This window comes from Streptomyces sp. TE5632, from assembly GCF_054061295.1.
Genome location: NZ_JBSSEA010000003.1, coordinates 6,036,046 through 6,056,744 on the forward strand (window position 1 = coordinate 6,036,046; position 20,699 = coordinate 6,056,744).

22 protein-coding genes and 1 pseudogene are annotated in these 20,699 nt (G+C 71.7%); 14 read left to right on the plus strand and 9 right to left on the minus strand.

What is annotated here, in order from left to right; all coding sequences use genetic code 11:
• Positions 1 to 16 precede the first annotated feature (16 nt).
• From ACVW19_RS32770 to ACVW19_RS32785, 4 genes are read left to right on the plus strand one after another with little or no spacing between them, the layout of a single operon-like run.
• On the plus strand, positions 17 to 1,084 hold the full coding sequence (locus tag ACVW19_RS32770; protein ID WP_457464095.1) for a glucose-1-phosphate thymidylyltransferase: 1,068 nt from the start codon (positions 17 to 19) through the stop codon (positions 1,082 to 1,084).
• Positions 1,081 to 2,067 (plus strand): dTDP-glucose 4,6-dehydratase, encoded by a 987-nt coding sequence (rfbB, locus tag ACVW19_RS32775; RefSeq protein WP_457464096.1) that lies wholly within the window; start codon positions 1,081 to 1,083, stop codon positions 2,065 to 2,067. Before ACVW19_RS32770 ends, rfbB begins: the two co-directional genes overlap by 4 nt.
• Positions 2,064 to 2,951, plus strand: a complete 888-nt coding sequence (gene rfbD / locus ACVW19_RS32780; RefSeq protein WP_457464098.1) for a dTDP-4-dehydrorhamnose reductase — start codon at positions 2,064 to 2,066, stop codon at positions 2,949 to 2,951. Before rfbB ends, rfbD begins: the two co-directional genes overlap by 4 nt.
• Positions 2,938 to 3,741, plus strand: a complete 804-nt coding sequence (locus tag ACVW19_RS32785) for a class I SAM-dependent methyltransferase (protein ID WP_457464099.1) — start codon at positions 2,938 to 2,940, stop codon at positions 3,739 to 3,741. The genes rfbD and ACVW19_RS32785 overlap by 14 nt, the downstream gene beginning before the upstream one ends.
• Here ACVW19_RS32785 and rfbC read toward each other — a convergent pair.
• Together rfbC and ACVW19_RS32795 are read right to left on the minus strand one after the other, a co-directional pair.
• Positions 3,731 to 4,339 (minus strand): dTDP-4-dehydrorhamnose 3,5-epimerase, encoded by a 609-nt coding sequence (gene rfbC / locus ACVW19_RS32790; protein ID WP_457464889.1) that lies wholly within the window; start codon positions 4,337 to 4,339, stop codon positions 3,731 to 3,733. The genes ACVW19_RS32785 and rfbC overlap by 11 nt on opposite strands.
• 2 nt (positions 4,340 to 4,341) lie before the next feature.
• The gene (locus ACVW19_RS32795) at positions 4,342 to 6,279 is read right to left on the minus strand and encodes a glycosyltransferase family 2 protein (protein ID WP_457464100.1); all 1,938 of its coding nucleotides are present in this window, start codon (positions 6,277 to 6,279) and stop codon (positions 4,342 to 4,344) included.
• 214 nt (positions 6,280 to 6,493) lie between these two features.
• Between ACVW19_RS32795 and ACVW19_RS32800 the strand changes: the two genes are divergently transcribed.
• Positions 6,494 to 6,997, plus strand: a complete 504-nt coding sequence (locus tag ACVW19_RS32800; protein WP_457464101.1) for a metallophosphoesterase family protein — start codon at positions 6,494 to 6,496, stop codon at positions 6,995 to 6,997.
• Positions 6,998 to 7,218: 221 nt separating this feature from the next.
• Here the strand turns inward: ACVW19_RS32800 and ACVW19_RS32805 are convergent, their stop codons facing one another.
• Complete coding sequence (locus ACVW19_RS32805) at positions 7,219 to 7,584, minus strand: nuclear transport factor 2 family protein (RefSeq protein ID WP_457464103.1); 366 nt, start codon at positions 7,582 to 7,584, stop codon at positions 7,219 to 7,221.
• Between the two features lie 123 nt (positions 7,585 to 7,707).
• Complete coding sequence (locus ACVW19_RS32810; RefSeq protein WP_457464105.1) at positions 7,708 to 9,462, minus strand: ABC transporter ATP-binding protein; 1,755 nt, start codon at positions 9,460 to 9,462, stop codon at positions 7,708 to 7,710.
• Positions 9,463 to 9,636: 174 nt separating this feature from the next.
• On the opposite strand from ACVW19_RS32810, the gene ACVW19_RS32815 reads away from it, so the two are divergent.
• The 4 genes from ACVW19_RS32815 to ACVW19_RS32830 all read left to right on the plus strand — a co-directional run bounded on the left by ACVW19_RS32815 (position 9,637) and on the right by ACVW19_RS32830 (position 13,272).
• Positions 9,637 to 10,725: an S-(hydroxymethyl)mycothiol dehydrogenase gene (locus ACVW19_RS32815; RefSeq protein ID WP_457464107.1), complete on the plus strand. Its 1,089-nt coding sequence runs from the start codon at positions 9,637 to 9,639 to the stop codon at positions 10,723 to 10,725.
• Positions 10,725 to 11,354, plus strand: a complete 630-nt coding sequence (locus tag ACVW19_RS32820) for an MBL fold metallo-hydrolase (protein WP_457464109.1) — start codon at positions 10,725 to 10,727, stop codon at positions 11,352 to 11,354. The genes ACVW19_RS32815 and ACVW19_RS32820 overlap by 1 nt, the downstream gene beginning before the upstream one ends.
• 137 nt (positions 11,355 to 11,491) lie before the next feature.
• Positions 11,492 to 12,418, plus strand: coding sequence for an SDR family oxidoreductase (locus ACVW19_RS32825; RefSeq protein ID WP_457464111.1), 927 nt, complete (start codon positions 11,492 to 11,494; stop codon positions 12,416 to 12,418).
• A 47-nt stretch (positions 12,419 to 12,465) separates the two neighbouring features.
• The gene (locus ACVW19_RS32830; protein ID WP_457464113.1) at positions 12,466 to 13,272 is read left to right on the plus strand and encodes an SDR family NAD(P)-dependent oxidoreductase; all 807 of its coding nucleotides are present in this window, start codon (positions 12,466 to 12,468) and stop codon (positions 13,270 to 13,272) included.
• A 52-nt stretch (positions 13,273 to 13,324) separates the two neighbouring features.
• On the opposite strand, the gene ACVW19_RS32835 is transcribed toward ACVW19_RS32830, so the two are convergent.
• Positions 13,325 to 14,527, minus strand: coding sequence for a Gfo/Idh/MocA family protein (locus ACVW19_RS32835; RefSeq protein ID WP_457464115.1), 1,203 nt, complete (start codon positions 14,525 to 14,527; stop codon positions 13,325 to 13,327).
• A gap of 14 nt (positions 14,528 to 14,541) precedes the next feature.
• The gene (locus ACVW19_RS32840) at positions 14,542 to 14,751 is read right to left on the minus strand and encodes a hypothetical protein (protein ID WP_457464117.1); all 210 of its coding nucleotides are present in this window, start codon (positions 14,749 to 14,751) and stop codon (positions 14,542 to 14,544) included.
• Positions 14,752 to 14,851: 100 nt separating this feature from the next.
• On the opposite strand from ACVW19_RS32840, the gene ACVW19_RS32845 reads away from it, so the two are divergent.
• Together ACVW19_RS32845 and ACVW19_RS32850 are read left to right on the plus strand one after the other, a co-directional pair.
• The gene (locus ACVW19_RS32845) at positions 14,852 to 15,037 is read left to right on the plus strand and encodes a hypothetical protein (RefSeq protein ID WP_109378756.1); all 186 of its coding nucleotides are present in this window, start codon (positions 14,852 to 14,854) and stop codon (positions 15,035 to 15,037) included.
• 99 nt (positions 15,038 to 15,136) lie between these two features.
• Positions 15,137 to 15,966: pseudogene (locus tag ACVW19_RS32850) on the plus strand (IS5 family transposase).
• A gap of 16 nt (positions 15,967 to 15,982) precedes the next feature.
• Here ACVW19_RS32850 and ACVW19_RS32855 read toward each other — a convergent pair.
• A complete protein-coding gene (locus ACVW19_RS32855; RefSeq protein ID WP_457464119.1) occupies positions 15,983 to 17,338 on the minus strand; it encodes a S1 family peptidase in 1,356 nt (451 codons plus the stop codon).
• Between the two features lie 200 nt (positions 17,339 to 17,538).
• Here ACVW19_RS32855 and ACVW19_RS32860 point away from each other — a divergent pair, with 200 nt between their 5' ends.
• Complete coding sequence (locus tag ACVW19_RS32860) at positions 17,539 to 17,925, plus strand: PPOX class F420-dependent oxidoreductase (protein WP_457464121.1); 387 nt, start codon at positions 17,539 to 17,541, stop codon at positions 17,923 to 17,925.
• 28 nt (positions 17,926 to 17,953) lie between these two features.
• Here the strand turns inward: ACVW19_RS32860 and ACVW19_RS32865 are convergent, their stop codons facing one another.
• Positions 17,954 to 18,376: a Zn-ribbon domain-containing OB-fold protein gene (locus tag ACVW19_RS32865; protein ID WP_457464123.1), complete on the minus strand. Its 423-nt coding sequence runs from the start codon at positions 18,374 to 18,376 to the stop codon at positions 17,954 to 17,956.
• A gap of 236 nt (positions 18,377 to 18,612) precedes the next feature.
• Here ACVW19_RS32865 and ACVW19_RS32870 point away from each other — a divergent pair, with 236 nt between their 5' ends.
• On the plus strand, positions 18,613 to 19,464 hold the full coding sequence (locus tag ACVW19_RS32870) for a hypothetical protein (RefSeq protein WP_457464124.1): 852 nt from the start codon (positions 18,613 to 18,615) through the stop codon (positions 19,462 to 19,464).
• 73 nt (positions 19,465 to 19,537) lie between these two features.
• Positions 19,538 to 20,275 (plus strand): peptidoglycan-binding domain-containing protein, encoded by a 738-nt coding sequence (locus ACVW19_RS32875; RefSeq protein ID WP_457464126.1) that lies wholly within the window; start codon positions 19,538 to 19,540, stop codon positions 20,273 to 20,275.
• Between the two features lie 33 nt (positions 20,276 to 20,308).
• Here ACVW19_RS32875 and ACVW19_RS32880 read toward each other — a convergent pair whose 3' ends face one another.
• Positions 20,309 to 20,686: a hypothetical protein gene (locus tag ACVW19_RS32880; protein WP_457464128.1), complete on the minus strand. Its 378-nt coding sequence runs from the start codon at positions 20,684 to 20,686 to the stop codon at positions 20,309 to 20,311.
• Positions 20,687 to 20,699: the final 13 nt, after the last annotated feature.

A 20,699-nucleotide genomic window follows, 5' to 3' on the forward strand; every position in this document is an offset into this window, starting at 1 on the left:
CACTAAAGTGAGTCAGATGAAGGCTCTCGTGCTGTCCGGCGGCGCCGGAACCCGACTGAGGCCGATCACCCACACCTCGGCCAAGCAGTTGGTGCCCGTGGCCAACAAACCCGTGCTCTTCTACGGGTTGGAATCGATCGCGGACGCGGGTATCACCGAGGTCGGGATGATCGTCGGTGACACGGCCGCGGAGATCGAGAACGCGGTGGGTGACGGATCGAAGTTCGGCCTGCAGATCACCTACATCCCCCAGGAGCAGCCGCTGGGGCTGGCGCACGCCGTGCTGATCGCCCGCGACTGGCTCGGCGACGACGACTTCGTGATGTACCTCGGCGACAACTTCATCGTCGGCGGCATCACCGGCCTCGTCGAGGAGTTCCGCAGACACCGGCCCGACGCGCAGATCCTGCTCACCCGGGTGGCCGACCCGCGCTCCTTCGGTGTCGCCGAACTCGACGCGGGCGGGCAGGTGATCGGCCTGGAGGAGAAACCCGAGCGTCCCAAGAGCGACCTCGCCCTCGTCGGCGTCTATCTGTTCACGCCCGCCGTCCATGACGCGGTGCGCGCCATCAAGCCGTCCTGGCGCGGCGAACTCGAGATCACCCACGCCATCCAGCATCTGATCGACTCCCGCGCCGAGGTGCGCTGCACCGTCATCCAGGGCTACTGGAAGGACACCGGCAACGTCGTCGACATGCTGGAGGTCAACCGGTCCGTCCTCGAAGGGATCGAGCGCCGGATCGACGGCGACGTGGACACCGCTTCCGAGACCATCGGCCGGGTGGTGGTGGAGGAGGGGGCCCGGATCAGCAACTCGCGCGTCGTCGGCCCCGCCGTCATCGGCGCCGGCACCGTCGTCAGCGACTCCTACGTCGGACCGTTCACCTCCGTCGCGGAGAACTGCCGGATCACCGACAGCGAACTCGAGTTCTCCATCGTGCTGCGGGACTCCTCGATCGAGGGCGTCCGCCGCATCGAGTCCTCACTGATCGGCCGTCATGTCGAGGTGACCCCGGCCCCCAGCGTCCCCAGCGCCCACCGACTCGTCCTCGGAGACCACAGCAAGGTGCAGATCCATTCATGAACCTCCTCGTCACCGGAGCCGCCGGCTTCATCGGCTCCCGCTACGTCCGTACGCTGCTCGCCGCCGACGCGCCCGACGCCCCCGAGGCGCCGAGGATCACCGTGCTGGACGCGCTCACCTACGCCGGGACCCTCGACAACCTCGAACTCGACCACCCCCGGCTGGAGTTCGTTCACGGTGACATCCGCGACGCCGACCTCGTCGACAAACTGACCGCCGAGGCGGACCAGGTGGTGCACTTCGCCGCCGAGTCCCACGTCGACCGCTCCATCCTCACCGCGTCCGACTTCGTCCTCACCAACGTGGTCGGCACCCAGGTCCTCCTCGACGCCGCCCTGCGCCACGGCGTGGACACCTTCGTGCACGTCTCCACCGACGAGGTCTACGGATCGATCGCGTCCGGCTCGGCGACCGAGGAGTACCCCCTCGAACCCAGTTCGCCCTACTCCGCGTCCAAGGCCTCCTCCGACCTGCTCGCCCTCGCCTACCACCGCACCCACGGTCTGGACGTCCGCGTCACCCGCTGCTCCAACAACTACGGGCCGCACCAGTTCCCCGAGAAGGTCATCCCGCTGTTCGTCACCAACCTCCTCGACGGCGGGAAGGTCCCGCTGTACGGCGAGGGCCTCAACGTCCGCGACTGGCTGTACGTGGACGACCACTGCGCGGGCATCGACCTCGTGCGCACCGGGGGCCGGGCCGGCGAGGTCTACAACATCGGCGGCGGCACCGAACTCACCAACAGGGACCTCACCGGGCTCCTCCTCGAAGCCTGCGGCGCCGGCTGGGAGAGGGTCGAGCACGTCGAGGACCGCAAGGGCCACGACCTGCGGTACTCCGTCGACTGGAGCAAGGCCCGCGACGAACTCGGCTACCGCCCGCGTCACGACTTCACCACCGGCCTCGCCGAGACCATCGCCTGGTACCGCGACAACCGCGCCTGGTGGGAGCCGCTCAAGCGGCGCGTCACGGAGCAGTCATGAAGTGGCTGGTCACCGGGGCGGGCGGGATGCTCGGCCGGGACACCGTCGACGAACTGACCCGGCGCGGCGAGCGGGTGACCGCCCTCGACCGGGCCGCCCTCGACATCACCCGGGCCGAGGCCGTCGAGCGGGTGTTCACCGAGCACCACCCCGACATCGTGGTCAACTGCGCCGCGTACACCGCCGTCGACGACGCCGAGACCGACGAGGAACGCGCCACCCGGATCAACGGTGACGGACCCCGCCTGCTGGCCCGCGCCTGCGCCACGCACGGCGCCCGGCTGATCCATGTCTCCACCGACTACGTCTTCTCCGGCGACGCCCGCGCCACCCCCTATCCCGAGGACCACCCGACCGCCCCGCGCACCGCCTACGGCCGCTCCAAACTGGCCGGCGAGCGGGCCGTGCTGGAGGAGCTGCCCGGCGCGAGCGCCGTCGTGCGCACCGCCTGGCTGTACGGGGTCCACGGTAGAAACTTCGTGCGGACGATGATCGGTCTCGAGGCCCGCCGCCCCACCGTCGACGTCGTCGACGACCAGCGGGGGCAGCCCACCTGGAGCGTGGACGTCGCCGAACGCATAGCCGACCTCGGCCCTCGCCTCGGCGACGACGTGCACGGAGTCTTCCACGCCACCAGCTCCGGCGAGGCCACCTGGTACGAGCTGGCCGGGGAGGTGTTCCGGCTGATCGGCGCCGACCCCGAGCGGGTGCGGCCCACCACCGGCGCGGCCTTCCCCCGGCCCGCCCGGCGCCCCGCGTACAGCGCCCTCGCACACGGCCGCTGGCAGGACATCGGCCTGCCGGCGCCGCGCGACTGGCGCGTCGCCCTGCACGAAGCACTGCCCCGCATCCGCAAGGAGAGTCCCCTTCGTGAAACGCCATGAGTTCCTGCGGGAACTGCACAAGGCCAGCGCCAACCGCAACTACCTGGAGATCGGCGTCAACGACGGCCGCAGCCTGCGCCTGTCACGCGTCCCCAGCATCGCGGTCGACCCCGCCTTCAAAGTCGTCTCGGAGCTGAAGTGCGACGTCCACCTGGTGAAGGCCACCAGTGACGACTTCTTCGCCCGTGACAACCCGCTGGCCCACCTCAAGGGCGGCCGCCACCCGCTGCGCAACCTCCGCCGCGGCCGCAGCCCCATCGGGCACTGGCGGCGCACCACGCTCGACCTGTCGTTCATCGACGGCATGCACCTGTTCGAGTACGCCCTGCGCGACTTCATGAACGTCGAGAAGCACTCCGACTGGGCCAGTGTGATCGTCCTCGACGACATGCTGCCGCGCAGCGTCGACGAGGCGGCCCGGGACCGGCACACCACGGCCTGGACCGGTGACGTCTACAAGATCACCGAAGTGCTGGCGCGCTACCGCCCCGACCTGGTCACCGTCCTGGTCGACACCCAGCCCACCGGCCAGCTCGTGGTCTTCGGCGCCGACCCGGACAACACCGTGCTGCACGACAAGTACGACGAGATCATGGCCGAGTACAAGGTGCCCGACCCGCAGAAGGTCCCCGAGACGATCCTGGAGCGGGCCGGCGCGGTGCCGCCCGAGGCACTGATCGAGGCCGGCTTCTGGCGCCCGCTCACCCAGGCCCGCAACCGCGGCCTGCCGCGGCGCCTGGGCTGGGAGCCCCTGCGCCGCGCGCTCGACCAGGTCGGCGTCAGCCGCTGAGTCCCCTGCCGCGCAGCTCCTCGTAGCGTGCGCGGCAGGCCTCGTACGAGGGCAGCAGGCCGAGGCGCTCCGCCTCGGCCAGCGTGGGCGCCTGTTCGTCCTTCGACGACAGCACCGGGTCGATGCCCTCCGGCCAGGCGATGCCCAGCGCCGGGTCCAGCGGATGCACCCCGTGCTCGCGGCCCGGTGCGTAGCCCGTCGAGCACAGGTACACCACCGTCGCGTCGTCGGTGAGCGCCATGAAGGCGTGCCCGAGCCCCTCGGCCAGGAACACCGCGTGCCGGGTGTCGTCCTCCAGCAGCACGGCCTCCCACCGCCCGTACGACGGCGACCCCACCCGCAGGTCGACCACCACGTCGAGGACCGCGCCGCGCACACAGGTCACGTACTTGGCCTGGCCGGGCGGCACCTCGGAGAAGTGCACCCCGCGCAGCACCCCGCGGCGCGACACCGAGCAGTTGGCCTGCGCCAGGGACAGGTCGTAGCCCGTCGCCTCGCGGAACTCCTCACCCCGGTACCACTCGTGGAAACTGCCCCGGTCGTCCGGGAAGACCTTGGGCTCCAGCACCCAGGCCCCTTCCAACTCCAGTGCGCGCACCGTCATCGCCTTCCGTCGATCAGTGGAGCCACCCTCCTCCGGGCGGCGCCGAGCATCCGCCGCGCCCTGCGCACCAGCTTCCGTACGGCACCGGGGTGCGGAATCGGCACCACCAGCACCCCGCCCCCGCCGGTGCGGAGCGCGAACGGCAGTCCCTCGAAGCGTGGTTCGGCGGCGTCCGGGTCAAGGCAGAGCGCGACCCGCCAGATCCCCCGGGGGAGCCCCGAGGGCAGCGTCGCCTCCAGCCGCGACCCCGGCCGTTCCAATTCACCGGCCAGCGTGCCCGGCGCGTACAGGGTCCGGCCGCCGGACGAGAACCGGAGCCGCACCCCGGTGCCGTCGTCGGCGTGCAGCGGCACCCGGGCGCGCAGCCGGGCCCCCGAGACCGTCACGTCCGGCCGCCGCACCTGGCCGAGACCGAGCCGCCTGCCCCGGACGGCGACGTCCAGGGAGAGATTGCCGTGCGGCTCCGTCCAGTACGGCAGGAACGCCCGGCCCGCGGCGACGCCGGCGTACGGCTCGGAGCGGGTGGCGCGCGGGGCCGGGCCCAGCCGGCACTCCTTGGTCCAGCCGCCGAGCTTGACCCGTACGACGGCGTCCCAGAGCCCGTCACCGGGGAGTGCGGCCGGGTCGACCGTGGCGGCCGCACGCAGCACCAGCCGCACCCGCTCGCCGTCGTCGACGGGCACCGTCTCCCGGGTGAACTCCACGGGCTGGAAGTACTGGGCGGAGCTGGCCCGTTCACGCAGCAGCAGATCCGCCGTGGCCTGGTCGAAGCGGGCCGCGGTCTGAGCACCGACCCATGCCACCGCCTCCTCCACGTTCTTCGGCGTGTCGGTCAGCGGGGCAGGGGCGGCATCGGCGGGGAACGTCATCGGCGCGCCCGCGGAGACGTACTCGGCGGTGAAGCCGAGACACAGCGAACCGCCCTCCCACTCCACGCCCGTGGGCACGGTCGTCGGCGCGACCCCGGCCTCCCACTCGGCGAAGGCCACCACGTCGTCGTACCGGTCCGCCGCCGTCAGCGAGGCGACCACCTGCTGCGTCGGCTGCAGTCCGGCCGCCACAGCCGGGCCGAACCGCTCGACGACCACCTTGTGGATCTCCGTGAACAACTCCCTGCGGTAGTCGTCCGGCAGCCCCAGCAGCCGCCGGGCCCGCAGCCGCTCCACCATCTCCACCCGCAGCCAGCGACGGAACAGCCTGTCACGCACCGGACCGGGCTCGGTGTACCGCTCGACCACGTCGAGCGCCTCGCGGAGGTTCTTGAAGTAGCCCACCGGGTCGAAGCGTTGGAAACCGGCGTTCGAGGCGTCGTCGCGTCTGATGTGGTAGTAGCAGACGTAGTCGCTGAGCACGGAGATGTTGGCCGCCCGCAGATACGCCTCCGTGACGAAGACGTGGTCCTCCAGCCGCCGCCGCCCCTCCGGGAAGCGCAGCCCGATGTCGTCGAGGAACGCCCGGCGGAACATCTTGTGCGGGGTGAGGCTGTCGATCAGCGGCGCGTTCTCCACCGTGGCGCGCGGATGGTTGCGGCGGAACAACTCCACCGGCACACCGCGGTTCTTGCCGGCCATCTTGCCGACGACGACATCCGCGCCGTTGGCCACGCCGTAGGCGTACATCCGCTCCAGGGCCTCGTCGCCCAGGTAGTCGTCGTTGTCGACGAACATCACGAACTCGCCCCGGGCGGCGGCGATCCCGACGTTGCGCGGCTTGCCGGACCAGCCGGAGTTCTCCTGGTGGATCACCCGCATCCGGGGGTCCTCGGCGGCCAGCCGGTCGAGCCGCTGTGGAGTCCCGTCGGTGGAGCCGTCGTCGACGAAGATCGCCTCGTAGGAGTCGGGCGGCAGCGACTGCCGTTGCAGGGAGGAGATGCAGTCCTCGATGTAGATCCCCGGGTTGTAGACGGGAATGATGACGCTGACCTTGACCGGCATCTGGATTTGTGGCCCTTCGGGTCGCTTGCCGTCGAACGGGCGGCTTGTCGTGCGTTGCCCGATCGTAACTCCGTGGCCACCGTGGTCCCGGCTTTCAAACGCCGTCGAGACCGTGCCGTGATCATCCCTCGGAAACCGCGCCGACCGGCGTGCCCGAGCGCCCACTTGGGCGTGGCGACACGCGCCCCCCGGGGCAGGCCCTAGTGTGCTGAACGTGCGCCTGCTCCTGATGTCCGACACCCACCTGCCCCGGCGGGCGAAGCGGCTGCCCGCGCCCCTGCTCGACGAACTGCCGCGGGCCGACGTCGTGTTCCACGCGGGGGACTGGGTCGACACGGCCACGCTCGACCTGCTCGAGAGCCGCAGCCGCCGGCTCGTCGCCGTGTACGGGAACAACGACGGACCCGAACTGCGCGCCCGTCTGCCGGAGATCGCGTACGCCGAACTCGACGGTCTGCGCTTCGGCGTGGTCCACGAGACGGGTCCCGCGAGGGGCCGGGAAGCCCGGTGCGCCGCACGCTTTCCCGACCTGGACGTACTGGTCTTCGGGCACAGCCACATCCCGTGGGACTCCACCGCCGCCACGGGACTGCGTCTGCTCAACCCGGGCTCACCGACGGACCGCCGCCGACAGCCCCACCACACCTATCTCACCGGCATGCTCAACGACGGCCGGCTCGGTGATCTGGAACTGCACCGGCTGCCACCGCGCCGGTGACGGCCGTTCCCGGGGCGTCCGCGCCGGCCGGGCACGCCCGGCCGGCGCCCGAAGGGCCGGGCCGCTTCGTTCCGGTGAAGCGGCCCGGACGCTGCGAGTAGTTGCTCTGTCACGGACCTCCTTCCCGCGATCGGAGGTGATACGAGCCCGCCTACCCACCCCAGCCGGGTTAACACACCCTTTTTGTCTTATTTGTCAGGATCGGTGTCGCCTGCGGCGGATCACTCGTCCCAGGCCTGGATCATCGTCTGCTCGGTGATCTTGCCGTCCCGCAGCGAGATCATCGACTCCGAGAGCACCCGCACCCCGTCGGGGTACAGGCAGCTCTCGCTGTAGGCGGCATGATCGCCCTGGACGACGCACCGCTCCAGCCGGTGCGTCATGTCACGGCTGTACACGTCGTCGAGCATGGCGGCGATCTCGTCCCGGCCGTGCAGGACCTTCGGGTTGCTGGGCTGGGTGTTGCGGTCCACGATGCGCAGTTCGGCGTCGTCCGCGTAGAGCGAGACCATGGGTGCCGACGTCTGCGCCTCGATGCCCCGGCGCAGTGTGTGGGTGCCGAAACCGGCTTCTGCCGAGGTTGTCATGACGGCCTCCTTGGAGGGCCCGGCCCGGTCCCGAGCGGGCCGCACCGGGCCTCTCCTACGAGACTCCTCCGACCCGGTGGGCCCCGCAAGCCCGGCCCGCGCGCGACGCGCCGCCGGGAGGGCTCACCCGCTCGTCGCCAGGAACTGCGTCGCCGCCAGCTCCGCGTACAGCGGATCGGCGGTCACCAGCTCACGGTGGGTCCCGACCGCGCGGACCCGGCCGGCGTCCATCACCACGATCCGGTCGGCCATCGTCACCGTCGACAGCCGGTGCGCGACGACCAGCACCGTCGTCGTACGGGCCACGTCGGCGACGGTGTCGCGCAGCGCCGCCTCGTTCACCGCGTCGAGCTGCGAGGTGGCCTCGTCGAGCAGCAGCAGCCGAGGGCTGCGCAGCAGCGCGCGGGCGATGGCGACCCGCTGGCGTTCCCCGCCGGACAGCTTGGTGCCGCGGTGCCCGACCAGCGTGTCGAGCCCGTCCGGAAGCCTGTCCACCAGCCCGCCGAGCCGGGTCGTCTTCACCACCCGGGCCACGGCGTCGTCGTCCGCCTCCGGGTTCCCGAGCAGCAGGTTGTCGCGGAGGGAGCCCGACAGCACCGGAGCGTCCTGCTCCACATAGCCGATCGAGGACCGCAGCTCCGACAGCTCCCAGTCGGCCAGATCGCGTCCGTCGAGCGTGATCACGCCCGCGTCGGGGTCGTAGAAGCGTTCGATGAGGGAGAAGACGGTGGTCTTGCCCGCGCCGGACGGGCCCACGAACGCGGTCATGCCCTGAGCGGGCACGGTGAACGTCACCCCGTGGTGGACGTACGGCAGGTCGTCGGCGTAACGGAAACGCACGTCCTCGAAGGCGAGCGCGGCGGGAGCGGTGCCCGGTGCCGGCAGGGGCGCGGCACCGGCTGCCGGTTCGGCGGGCAGCCGCAGCGCCTCCTGGATGCGCGCCAGCGCGGCGCTGCCCGTCTGGTACTGCGTGATCGCGGCGACGACACTCTGGATCGGAGCCATGAGATAGAAGACGAACAGCAGGAACGCCACCAGCGTGCCGATGTCGATGGCGTCCGTCGCCACCCGCGCGCCGCCCACCGCGAGCACCGTGATGAACGCGACCTGCATCGCGAGCCCGGCCGTGTTGCCCGCCGCGGCCGACCACCTGGCGGCGCGTACGCTCTGCCGCCACGACTCCTCGGCGGCCTCGTGCAGCGCGCGCTCCTCCCGCGGCTCGGCTCCGGACGCCTTCACCGTGCGCAGCGCGCCCAGGACCCGTTCCAGCGAGGCACCCATCACGCCGACCGCGTCCTGCGCCCGCCGGCTGGCCCGGCTGATGTGGGGCACGATCACGCCGAGTACCGTCCCCGCGCCCACGATCACGGCGAGGGTGACCGCCAGCAGCACGGGGTCGACGAAGCCCATCAGCACGACGGTCGCGATCAGCGTGAGGCCGCCCGTGCCGAGGCCCACCAGTGAGTCGGTGGTGACCTGGCGCAGCAGCGTGGTGTCGGAGGTGATGCGGGCCATCAGGTCGCCGGGCTCGCTGCGGTCCACGGCCGTGATGCGCAGCCGCAGCAGATACGACGACAGCGAGCGCCGCGCCCCGAGCACCACCGACTCCGCGGTGCGCCGCAGCACGTACGACCCCAGCGCGCCCAGCACGGCGTTGGCGACGACGAGCGCCGACATCAGCAGCAGCGCGCCGGTGATGGCCCGGTCGGCCGACAGGTCGTCGATCAGCTCCCGGGCGACCAGCGGCAGCATCAGCCCGGTCGCCCCCGTCAGCAGGGAGAGCGCGGCCCCGCCCAGCAGGGCCCACCGGTGCGGTCGTACGTATCCGAGGAGCGCCCGCCAGGCGGGCGGACCGGTCTTCTGCGCTGCGATGCTCACGTCGCTCCCTGGGCGTCGGACGGAAGGCCCAGGCTACGTCGCGGGGGCCGGGCCGTGACACGGCGGACGGACCCGCACAGGCGCCGCGACCTGCCACGGAGCCCACCGGCCGAGTCACCGGCAGGTCGCGTAGGGTCTCAAGGACCTACACCGGAAGATGAAGGAGCCAGCACCATGGCGCAGGAAGTGCGCGGTGTGATCGCACCGGGCAAGGACGAGCCGGTACGCATCGAGACGATCGTCGTACCCGACCCGGGGCCGGGCGAGGCGGTCGTCCGCATCCAGGCCTGCGGTGTGTGCCACACCGACCTCCACTACAAGCAGGGCGGCATCAGCGACGACTTCCCCTTCCTGCTCGGCCACGAGGCCGCGGGCGTGGTGGAGTCGGTGGGCGACGACGTCACCGACGTCGCACCCGGTGACTTCGTCGTCCTCAACTGGCGTGCGGTGTGCGGCACGTGCCGCGCCTGTCTGCGCGGACGCCCCTGGTACTGCTTCGACACGCACAACGCCAAGCAGAAGATGACCCTCGCCTCGACGGGCCAGGAGCTCTCCCCTGCCCTGGGCATCGGAGCCTTCGCCGAGAAGACCCTCGTCGCCGCCGGACAGTGCACCAAGGTCGACCCCGAGGTCGCCCCGGAGGTCGCCGGCCTGCTGGGCTGCGGCGTGATGGCCGGCATCGGCGCCGCGATCAACACCGGCAACGTCGGCCGTGGCGACAGCGTCGCCGTCATCGGCTGCGGCGGCGTCGGCGACGCGGCCATCGCCGGGGCCCGGCTCGCCGGAGCGGCGAAGATCATCGCCGTCGACATCGACGACCGCAAGCTGGAGACCGCCCGCTCCATGGGCGCCACCCACACCGTCAACTCCCGTACGTCCGACCCCGTCGAGGCGATCCGCGGACTCACCGGCGGCTTCGGCGCCGACGTCGTCATCGAGGCCGTCGGCCGCCCCGAGACGTACCAGCAGGCCTTCTACGCCCGCGACCTGGCCGGCACGGTCGTCCTCGTCGGCGTGCCCACCCCGGAGATGAAGCTCGAACTGCCGCTCCTCGACGTGTTCGGCCGCGGCGGCTCCCTGAAGTCGTCCTGGTACGGAGACTGCCTGCCCTCACGGGACTTCCCGATGCTCATCGACCTGCATCAGCAGGGCCGACTGGACCTCGGCGCGTTCGTCACCGAGACCATCCAGCTCGACGAGGTGGAGAAGGCCTTCGAGCGGATGCACAAGGGCGACGTCCTGCGCTCGGTGGTGGTGCTCTGATGGCCGCCCGCATCGAACACCTCGTCACCTCGGGCCAGTTCAGCCTCGACGGCGGCACCTGGGACGTCGACAACAACGTGTGGATCGTCGGTGACGACCACGAGGTGATCGTCATCGACGCCGCGCACGACGCCGACGCCATCGCCGAGGCGGTGGGCGACCGCCGGTTGAAGGCGATCGTGTGCACCCACGCGCACAACGACCACATCGACGCCGCTCCCGCCCTCGCCGAGCGCACCGGGGCCAAGATCTGGCTGCACCACGACGACCTGCCGCTGTGGAAGCAGACCCACCCCGACCGCGACCCCGACGCCTGGCTGGTCGACGGCCAGGTGATCGAGGCGGCCGGCGCCGACCTCACGGTGCTGCACACCCCCGGGCACGCGCCGGGCGCGGTCTGCCTGTACGACCCCGGGCTGGGCACCGTGTTCACCGGAGACACCCTCTTCCAGGGCGGCCCCGGCGCCACCGGCCGTTCGTTCTCCCACTTCCCGACGATCATCGACTCGATCCGCGACCGACTGCTGACGCTCCCGCCGGAGACCGAGGTCCGCACCGGCCACGGCGACTCGACCACCATCGGCGCGGAGGCGCCGCATCTCGAGGAGTGGATCGCCCGCGGCCACTGAAGCCCCCGGCCCCGGCGCCTCGCAAAAGACTCGCCGGGAAACCGGGAAACCGGGAAACCGGAAAAGGCGACAGAGGATGTCCGGCTTACCCGTCACTCTCGTGGCGACAGCAGATCGCTGGTGACGGGAGGCCGGACATGCCGGGGCAGTGGGCAGCATCGTTGAAGGACAAGGTGGCGCTGGTCGCCGGGGCGACCCGGGGAGCCGGACGGGGCATCGCCGTCGAGCTGGGCGCGGCGGGTGCCACCGTCTACGTCACCGGACGCAGCACCCGCGAGCGGCGCTCCGAGTACGGCCGCCCCGAGACCATCGAGGACACCGCCGACCTGGTCACCGAGGCCGGCGGCCGGGGCGTCGCCGTCCCCACCGACCACCTGGACCCCGCTCAGGTCAAGGCCCTCGTCGACCGCGTCGCCGACGAGCAGGGCCGCCTCGACGTCCTCGTCAACGACATCTGGGGCGGCGAGCACCTCTTCGCATGGGACACCCCCGTCTGGGAGCACGACCTCGACAAGGGGCTGCGCCTGCTCCGGCTCGCGGTGGAGACCCACGCCGTCACCAGTCACCACGCCCTGCCGCTGCTGCTGAGCCACCCCGGCGGGCTGGTCGTCGAGGTCACCGACGGCACCGCGGACTACAACCGCGACACCTACCGCGTCTCCTTCTTCTACGACCTCGCCAAGGCGTCCGTCCTGCGCATGGCCTTCGCCCTCGGCCACGAACTCGGTCCGCGCGGCGCCACCGCGGTCGCGCTCACCCCGGGCTGGCTCCGCTCCGAGATCATGCTCGACGAGTTCGGCGTACGGGAGGACAACTGGCAAGACGCCCTGACCCGCGTCCCCCACTTCGCCATCTCGGAGACCCCGCGCTACGTGGGCCGGGCCGTCACCGCCCTCGCCGCCGACCCGCGGGTGTCCCGCTTCAACGGCACCTCCCTCTCCAGCGGCGGCCTCGCCCGGGAGTACGGCTTCACCGACCTCGACGGCAGCCGCCCGGACGCCTGGCGTTACCTGGTCGAGGTCCAGGACCCGGGCAAACCCGCGGACACCACCGGCTACCGCTGACGTCCAGCCCCTCCCCGGGTGATCGTCCGGCGCAGTAGCGTTCCCGCATGACGACGGACACAGGGCGCTTCGCGGGATACGGCATTCTGATCACGGGCGCGGCACGCGGCATCGGGGCGGCGACCGCCCTGCGGTTCGCGAAGGAGGGGGCGCAAGTCCTGATCGCCGACGTGGACGGTGCCGAGGCCGGGCGCACCGCGTCGGCGCTCCGTGAGCGGGGTCTGAGGGCTGAGAGCGTCACCTGCGACGTGGCGGAGCGCGCGTCGGTCGAGGCGGCCGTCGCGCACGCCGTGGACACCTTCGGCTCACTCGACGTCCTGGTCAACAACGCCGCCCACTGCACACCGGACGCCCCCCTCTTCGAGGACGAGCCGGACCGGGCCTGGGCCCGGGACCTCGACATCACCCTCACCGGCGCGTACCGCTGCTGCCGCGCCGCGCTCCCGCATCTCGCCGCCTGTGGCCGGGGTGCCGTCGTCACCATCGGTTCCGTCAACGGCATCCAGGACTTCGGCAACCACGGGTACAGCGCGGCCAAGGCGGGTCTGGCCTCCCTCACCCGTACCCTCGCCGGTCACGCCGGGCCCCGGGGCGTCCGGGTCAACCTCGTCGCTCCGGGCACCGTGCGCACCAGGGCGTGGGAGGGCCGGGACGACGGCCTCGCGGCCCTCGCGGCGGTGCGCGGGCTCTACCCGCTGGGCCGGGTGGGCGAACCGGAGGACATCGCGGCCGCCGTGGCCTTCCTCGCCTCCCGCGACGCGTCGTGGATCACCGGCACCACCCTGGTGGTCGACGGCGGTGTCACGGCGGTCAACTCGGGATTCCGTCAGGCGCTGGCGGGGCCGGAGAGCTGAGCCGGGCACCCGGTGCGGCGGGGCCCGGCTCCCGGGCCGGAGGCCCGGGAGGTCAGAGGGCCGGGGCGTCGCCGAAGTCCGGGATCTCCAGCCTGGCGCCGCCCTGCAGCGCGGACTGGTGGGCGATGATGCCGGGCAGCGTGTAGCGGGCGGCGACCCAGGCGTTCACCGACGGCAGGGTGCGGGTGTTCACCGCGGTCACGAAGTCGTCCGCGAGGAAGTGGTGGCTGCCCTCGTGGCCGTTGGCCAGGTGGTCGAACGCGCGCGGGAGCCGGGCGCGGTCGTGCACCGCCGCCGAACCGGAGGTGAGGGCGGCGCGAAGTTCCGGCGCGATGTGCTCGAGGGAGGGATCGTCGGGGGACAGCGTCGGCTTGGGCTCCAGCAGTTCGGTGATGTCCTGGACCCCGCTCTTGTCCTGCCACAGCGCGACCGTGGCGAGCTGCTCCATGCTCGCCTCCGTGCCGAAGAAACGGAACCGCGATTCCCTGATGTGCGAGGGATAGCCGACCCGCCGGAACTCGTTCGTGCGGAACGCGCCGCCGCCCGCCACCTCGAACAGGGCGGTGGCGTTGGAGAAGTCGTTGTCGAACTGGCTGATCTCCCTCTCGAAGACGCCGTCCCCGCGGTCGTCCCTGACACCGATCGCACAGACCCCGACCGCGTGCGTCCGCCAGGCCCCCAGCACCCCGCCCACCGCGTGCGTCGGGTACAGCAGCGGGGGAAAGCTGGCGGTGGCCTTCCAGTCGTCGCCGCCGCTGTACCGGTACGCCTCGTAGAAGCCCAGGTCCATGTCGTGGACGTAGTCGCCCTCGGCGTAGAACAGGCGCCCGAAGGCACCGGCGGCGATCCGGTCGCGGGCGTGGACCGTGGCCGGGTGGTACTGGCTGGTCTCACCCATCATGTACGTCAGCCCGGTCGCCTTAACCGCGTCGATGATCGCCGCGATCTCCTCCGTACGGATCGCCATGGGGACCGCGGAGTACACGTGCTTGCCCGCGTTCAGCCCCTGGAGCACCAGGGGCCCGTGGGTCCAGCGCTGGGTGAAGATCGCGACCGCGTCGATCCGCGGGGACTCCAGCATGGCCTCGTACGACGGGAAGGTGCCGGCGAGGCCCTGCGCGGTGGCGAGCCGCCGGGCCCGTTCGGGCAGCAGGTCGGTGACGTGGATGTCGCCGACGCCGGGGTGCGCCTGGAACAGGGCGGCGAACCGGCCCGAGAACTGGCCGGCGCCGACGATACCGAGCGAGAACGTCATGGCGAGCGTGCCCTTCACTGGGAGTGAACGAGGTCGACCCGCGACGCGTCGGCGGTGATCGCGGCCGCGGTGCCGTGCGGGGTGCCGGAGAACACGATGCCGTAACGGCCCTCGCTCTGTGGGTACTTGTCCGACGCCGGCCCGTTCACGCAAGCCGTCGGGAGAAGCGGGGCGGGGCGGTCCGCGAAGGGGCGGGCGATGGTCCGGGATGTGAACTCCCCCACGTTGCACGGTAGATGGACGTGATCAGTAACACTGTCCGGCATGTCGGATATACCGGGATCGCTCGTCGTTACTCACGCGGCTTTCACATCCGGGGGTCGTATGCTTCACAGCATGTCCACCACTCTTGAACCCTCCTCCGAGCGATCGGCTGCCGAGGTCAACGAGGAGATTCGGGCCCTGTGGCTCCGGTCGGGCGGGACACTGAGCGGCGAGCAGCGCGCGGAGTACCAGCGGCTCGTCCAGGAGTGGGCCTCGGCCCTTCCGCGGCGGGCCGAGGCGGCCTGAGCGCCGCACTGGCCCGCTGCCCCTCGCCCGCGCTCCTCACCCGAACGGGGCCTAGGCGGTGTCTTCAAATGGTCTTGGGTGGTGGATCATGGTCGGGTGATACGTCGCCATGAACTGTCGGACGCCGAGTGGGAGTTCGTCCGGCCGCTGCTGCCCGCATCGCTGCGGGGCCGCAAGCGGCTGGACGACCGCACGGTGCTCAACGGGATCGTGTGGAAGTTCCGCACCGGGACCGCCTGGCGGGACGTGCCCGAGCGGTACGGCCCGTGGGCCACGCTGCACACCCGCTTCCGCCGTTGGGCCCTGGATGGCACCTTCGAGCGGATGCTCCAGGCCGCCCAGGCCAGGGCGGACGCGGCCGGGGACATCGACTGGCTGGTGTCGGTCGACTCCACCGTCGTGCGGGCCCACCAGCACGCCGCCGGGGCCCGAAAAGGGGGCTCCGCAGCCCCGCCCTCGGACGCTCCCGAGGCGGCCTGACCAGCAAGATCCACCTGGCCTGCGATGCATGGGGTCGTCCGCTGGCCTTCACCGTCACCGGCGGCAACACCAACGACTGCACCCAGTTCACCGCCGTGATGGAGGCGATCCGGGTGCCCCGCCTCGGCCCGGGACGCCCCCGGGTGCGGCCCGATCACGTGCTGGGCGACAAGGGCTACAGCTCCAAGGCGATCCGGGCCTGGCTCAGGCGGCGGGGCATCGCCCACACCATTCCGGAGCGGGCCGACCAGGTCCGCAACCGGCTCCGCCGGGGCAGCCGCGGCGGGCGCCCGCCGGTCTTCGACCGACAGCTCTACAAGCGGCGCAACGTGGTCGAACGCTGCTTCAGCCGGCTGAAGCAGTGGCGCGGCATCGCCACCCGCTACGACAAGACCGTCGAGTCCTACCAGGCAGCCGTCACCCTTGCCTCGCTCCTGATGTGGGCGTGACATTTGAAGACACCACCTAGCCCCACATCGCCGAGTAATGGCGCCGGTACGCCTTGCGGTCCTGCTCCGTGCGGATCCAACGGGTTGCCACCAGTGCCACCAGACTGCCCCCGATGACCAGCGTGCCGGGGCCGACCGCACGCGGGTCGGCCAGGCGGGACAGCACGGTCGACGCGGCGTCCTCCGTCGCCGACGAGCCCGGTGACGCGGCGTCCGGCGCCACCGCGCCCTGCGTCGCCGGCGGAGCCGCCTTGTCCGAGCCGTCGCCGGCCTTCGGGGCCACGATGAGGTCCACCTTGAGCTGCGACAACGCCTTCGTGACCGGCTGGAAGAACGTCGTACCGCCCGCCTGCCGGCAGTCGCCGCTGCCGCCCGACGTCACACCGAGCGCGATGCCCTCGGAGAACATCGGGCCGCCGCTGTCACCGGGTTCGGCACACACATTGGTCTCGATGAGGCCGCTGACCGTGCCCTCCGGGTAGTTCACCGTCGCGTTGAGCGCGGTCACCTCCCCGTCGCGCAGCCCGCTGGTGCTGCCGCTGCGGAAGATCCGCTGGCCGACCTCGGGGTCTCCCGCCCCCGTGATCCGCACGCCCCGTCCGTCACCGATCGCCACCACGCCCGCGCCCTCGCCCGCCCGGCCGCCGTCGTACTCGATCAGGGAGTAGTCGTCGCCGGGGAAGCTGCCGCCGACCGTGGTCCCGACCTGCTGCCTGCCCCGGTCGTCGGCGAACCAGACGGATCCGTCGGGTCCGCAGTGCCCCGCCGTGAGGATGAAGTCACGCTTGCCGTCGGTCACGTTGAAGCCCGCGGAACAGCGCCCGGCGGTCGACAGGATGGGCACGGCCCCGTTGAGCAGGGTGGTGAAGGTGCCGCCGGTGCGCTCCATGCGGACGAATCCGCCCACTCCCTCCGCGACCCGGGTCAGGTCGGACCAGTCGTCCGCGGACACCGTGCTGTCGCCGCGGACCACCACCTCGTTGGACCGGTAGTCCATGGACCAGGCCGTTCCGGGCACGCGCGGTGCCGAACGCAGAGTCCGCGTGGCCGACTTCAGGTCGCGCATGCTGTGGCGCACCATCTTCGGGTCGGCGCCGGCCTTCCGTACCTCGGCCGCCGCCTTCTCGTCGGTGACCGCGACGACCGTCCGCCCGTCGGCAGCGAGCCAGCTGCCCGCCGTGCGGGAGGCGCCGAGCCGGGAGACGAGTTCGGAGCCGGGGCCGGCTGCCTCCTCGGCGGCGTAGGGAACCGTGTCCGGCTCCGGTGGCTCACTCGCGACGGCGCGGGTCACCATCGTTCCTCCGAGGAGGAGTCCGCCGACGGCTGCCAGCCGTGTCACTCGCCGGACGACCCGTCGTCGTGCGTGCCTCATGCATGACTCCCGAACCAGAACAGCGCGGTGCGAACACCGCGGGGCCTCCCCTGAGTCGAGCGCCCTCTCTTCATACGCGCGCGGGCCCCGTCGTGTTCACCGCCGACGTGATCCGAAAATACGAGGCCGCGTCGGCCGGCTGTGTGCCGGCCGGACAGGCTCCGGGCGGGAGGGCGTGGGCGGGTTCTAGACTGCCGGGTATGGGCGACACATCGTGGGAGCGGCTCGGAGCGGGAAAGTACCTGCTGGTCACCAGCTACCGGCGCAACGGAACGCCGGTGGCCACCCCGGTGTGGGTGGTGCGGGACGGGGAGGCGCTCGGGGTCTGGACCGCCGCCGACTCCTGGAAGGTGAAGCGCATCCGGGCCCGCGCCGACGTTCTGATCGGCCCCTGTGACATACGGGGCAACCCGACCGGCGACCAGCTCCCGGCCACCGCGGAGATCTGCGACCGGGCCGCCACCGCCCGCTATCGCGAGCTGATCGCCCGCAAGTACGGTCTGACGGGGCGGCTGACGCTGCTCGGCAGCCGCCTGCGCCGGGGCCGGGACGGCACCGTCGGAATCCGCATCACCCCGACTGCCTGAACGGTTTTGAACGGTGCCCGGTGGGGCGTCAGGTCCAAGCCCGGTAGGGCTCGTCGACCAACTGGAAGACCGGTTCGCCCCGTACGGGGTCCTTGGCCGTGGACAGCCGTACCCGGTCGCCGCCGTGGATGCCGATGGGCGGTCCCATGACCCGGCCGCGTACGACGAAGCCCTCGGCCATCTCGATCAGGGACACGTTCCGGGCCGCCGGCGTGTTGCGGTGCACCACCGTGGAGTGGCGGACCATTCCGACGCCCGTGCTGCGCTCCGTACGCAGGTCGCTGCCCTGACAGACGGGGCACAGCAGCCGCTGGTACACGGCGGTGCCGCACCAGGTGCACCGCTGGAAGGTCATGGCCTCGATAGAGGCGGAGGCACCGCTCTGGGATTCGAGCAGCCCCGTGGCGGAGCCGGCTGCCTGCTGAGCCACGTTTCCTGAGTGGTGATACACGCTGGTCAACTCCCTGCACTCGGCCGGAAATCCCGCGTGCGCGGTCGCCCGGCACGCCCGTGCCCGGTCTGTCGCAGCACCGCGCACGGCCACAGAGTATGGCACTCAGTGCCACCCGTAAAGGCACTCGGTACCACAATCTCTGCATGCGGACGTGCCCGGTGTGCCCCGGCGCCGTACCGAGAACCGGGTGCCGTTCATATGATCAGGGCGCCGCCGTCCCCGAGGAGTCCCGCATGGCACCCGCGCGTCCCCGCCTCCGAGCCCGCCCCCGTCTCCTGTACGTCACCGACCTGGCCTACCCGGCCCGTGGGCGCCGCTACGGCGACGAGGACGTCTTCCTCACCTCCCGGCTGCGCGAGGACTTCGACCTGGCGCTGTGCCACCCGCGGGACGCCGCCGCGCTGCTGGACGGCTTCGACGCCGTCGTGGTCCGCAACAGCGGCCCCGTGCTGTCGTACCCGGACGCCTACCGGGCCTTCCGGGAACGGGCCACGGCGACCGGCACGCCGGTCTACAACCCGCTCACCGGCCGGGGCGACATGGCCGGCAAGCGGTACCTGCTCGAACTGAGCGCCGCCGGCTGCCCGGTGATCCCCACCGTCGACCGGACGGAGGACCTCGACCGGCTGCCCGCGGCAGACCGGTACGTGGTCAAACCCCGGCTCGGCGCCGACTCCGTGGGGCTGCGCATCGTCGACCGGGACGCCGTGGACGGCCTCGTCGACGGCAGCGTCCTGGTGCAGCCGCACATCGACTTCGCCTACGAGGTCTCCTTCTACTTCGTCGACCACGACTTCCGGTACGCCCTGTACGCCCCGCGCACCGACCGGCGCTGGCAGTTGGAGCCGTACCGGGCCGGCCCGGGCGACCTGGAGTTCGCCCGGCGGTTCGTCGAATGGAACACCCTCGACCACGGCATCCAGCGAGTGGACGCCTGCCGCGCCCCGGACGGCGAACTGCTGCTGGTCGAGCTGGAGGACCTCAACCCGTACCTGTCCCTCGACGCCCTGGACGAGGAGTCCCGGGAGACGTTCGTGTCCGCGATGACGGCCTCCCTGCACCGCTTTCTGCGCGCCGCGGGCTGAACCTCCGACGCTTGCCTCCCGTATCCCTCCCCGTGGGCGGCTCCGCCCTCGTGCGGAACGGAAGGAGAGCGGCATGCCGACGCCGTCCGACCCAGGGCAGTCGCACGACGGCCCGCCCCTGGAGCCCGTCCGCGTCCTGCGCCCACGTAGCACGGACGCGCTCGCGGAGATGTTCCGGGAGTTCGAACGGGAGAAACGGGAGGGACGGGAGGGTTGGGGAGACTACGAGTCCGTCACCCTGCCCCGGCCGCCGACCGGTGCGGAGGACGAGACACAGGAACTCCCGCCGGTCGCCCCCGAGCCGGCCGGCGGGCCACCGGCGCCCGCGTCCGGCCCGGTGGGCCCGGTGCATGCTCCTGGGCAAAGTCCCGCACCCGGACCGGCGGCGCGGCGTGCCGCTGTGGCGGTCGCCGTGGCCGCGGCGGCGGTGCTCGGGTTCGGCGGCGCTGTCCTGTTTCTCGGCTTTCTGGGTTTTCTGGGCTTTCTCGGCCACGACACCGACGACCGTGCCGCCACCGGCGCCGGCCCCTCCGCGAGCCCTCCGGTGAGCGCGCCCGCCACGCCGCCCGAACCGGCCCCGACGGGACCCGGATTCCTCAGCGAGGGCGATGTCGGGCCCGAGGTGACCGAACTCCAGGAACGGCTCCTGCGCATCCCGGACGTCTACCGCGACGGTGCCACCAGCGGCCGCTACGACGCCACCCTGGCGGCGGCCGTCGCCCGTTTCCAGCTCTGGTACGGCATCCAGGGAGACGAGACCGGAGTCTACGGAGACGACACCCGCCTCGCGCTGGAGTCCCGTACGGGGTGACGCCGGACGCCGGCCCCGCACGTCCCGTCGTGGTCAGCGACCCGATTCCAGCAGGGCCCGGGTGACCGCGCGCACGCTGCGCGCGATGTGCTGCAACTGCATGACCTCGGCCGCGTACAGCTTGATCGTGTGCTCGATGGCCCCTTCGTGCAGACCCAGACGGGGCAGATCGGCCCGTGCGGTCTGCAGGGCGGTGCGTGCCACCCGGATCTCGTGCTCGACCTGGATCTGGGCGTGCCGGGCCAGCAGGACGGGGTGCCGGATGAACGCGGGATAGCTCGCGTAGCGCGCCGGCACCAGCTCACGAAGCCACTTGGCCGCCGAGCGTTCCCAGTCGTGGCTGCCGGGTGCCTTGACCTGGCAGGGCCAGTCCGGACTGCTGAGGCGCGTGGACGTCACGGTCATGATCATCGCTTCCGGGTGT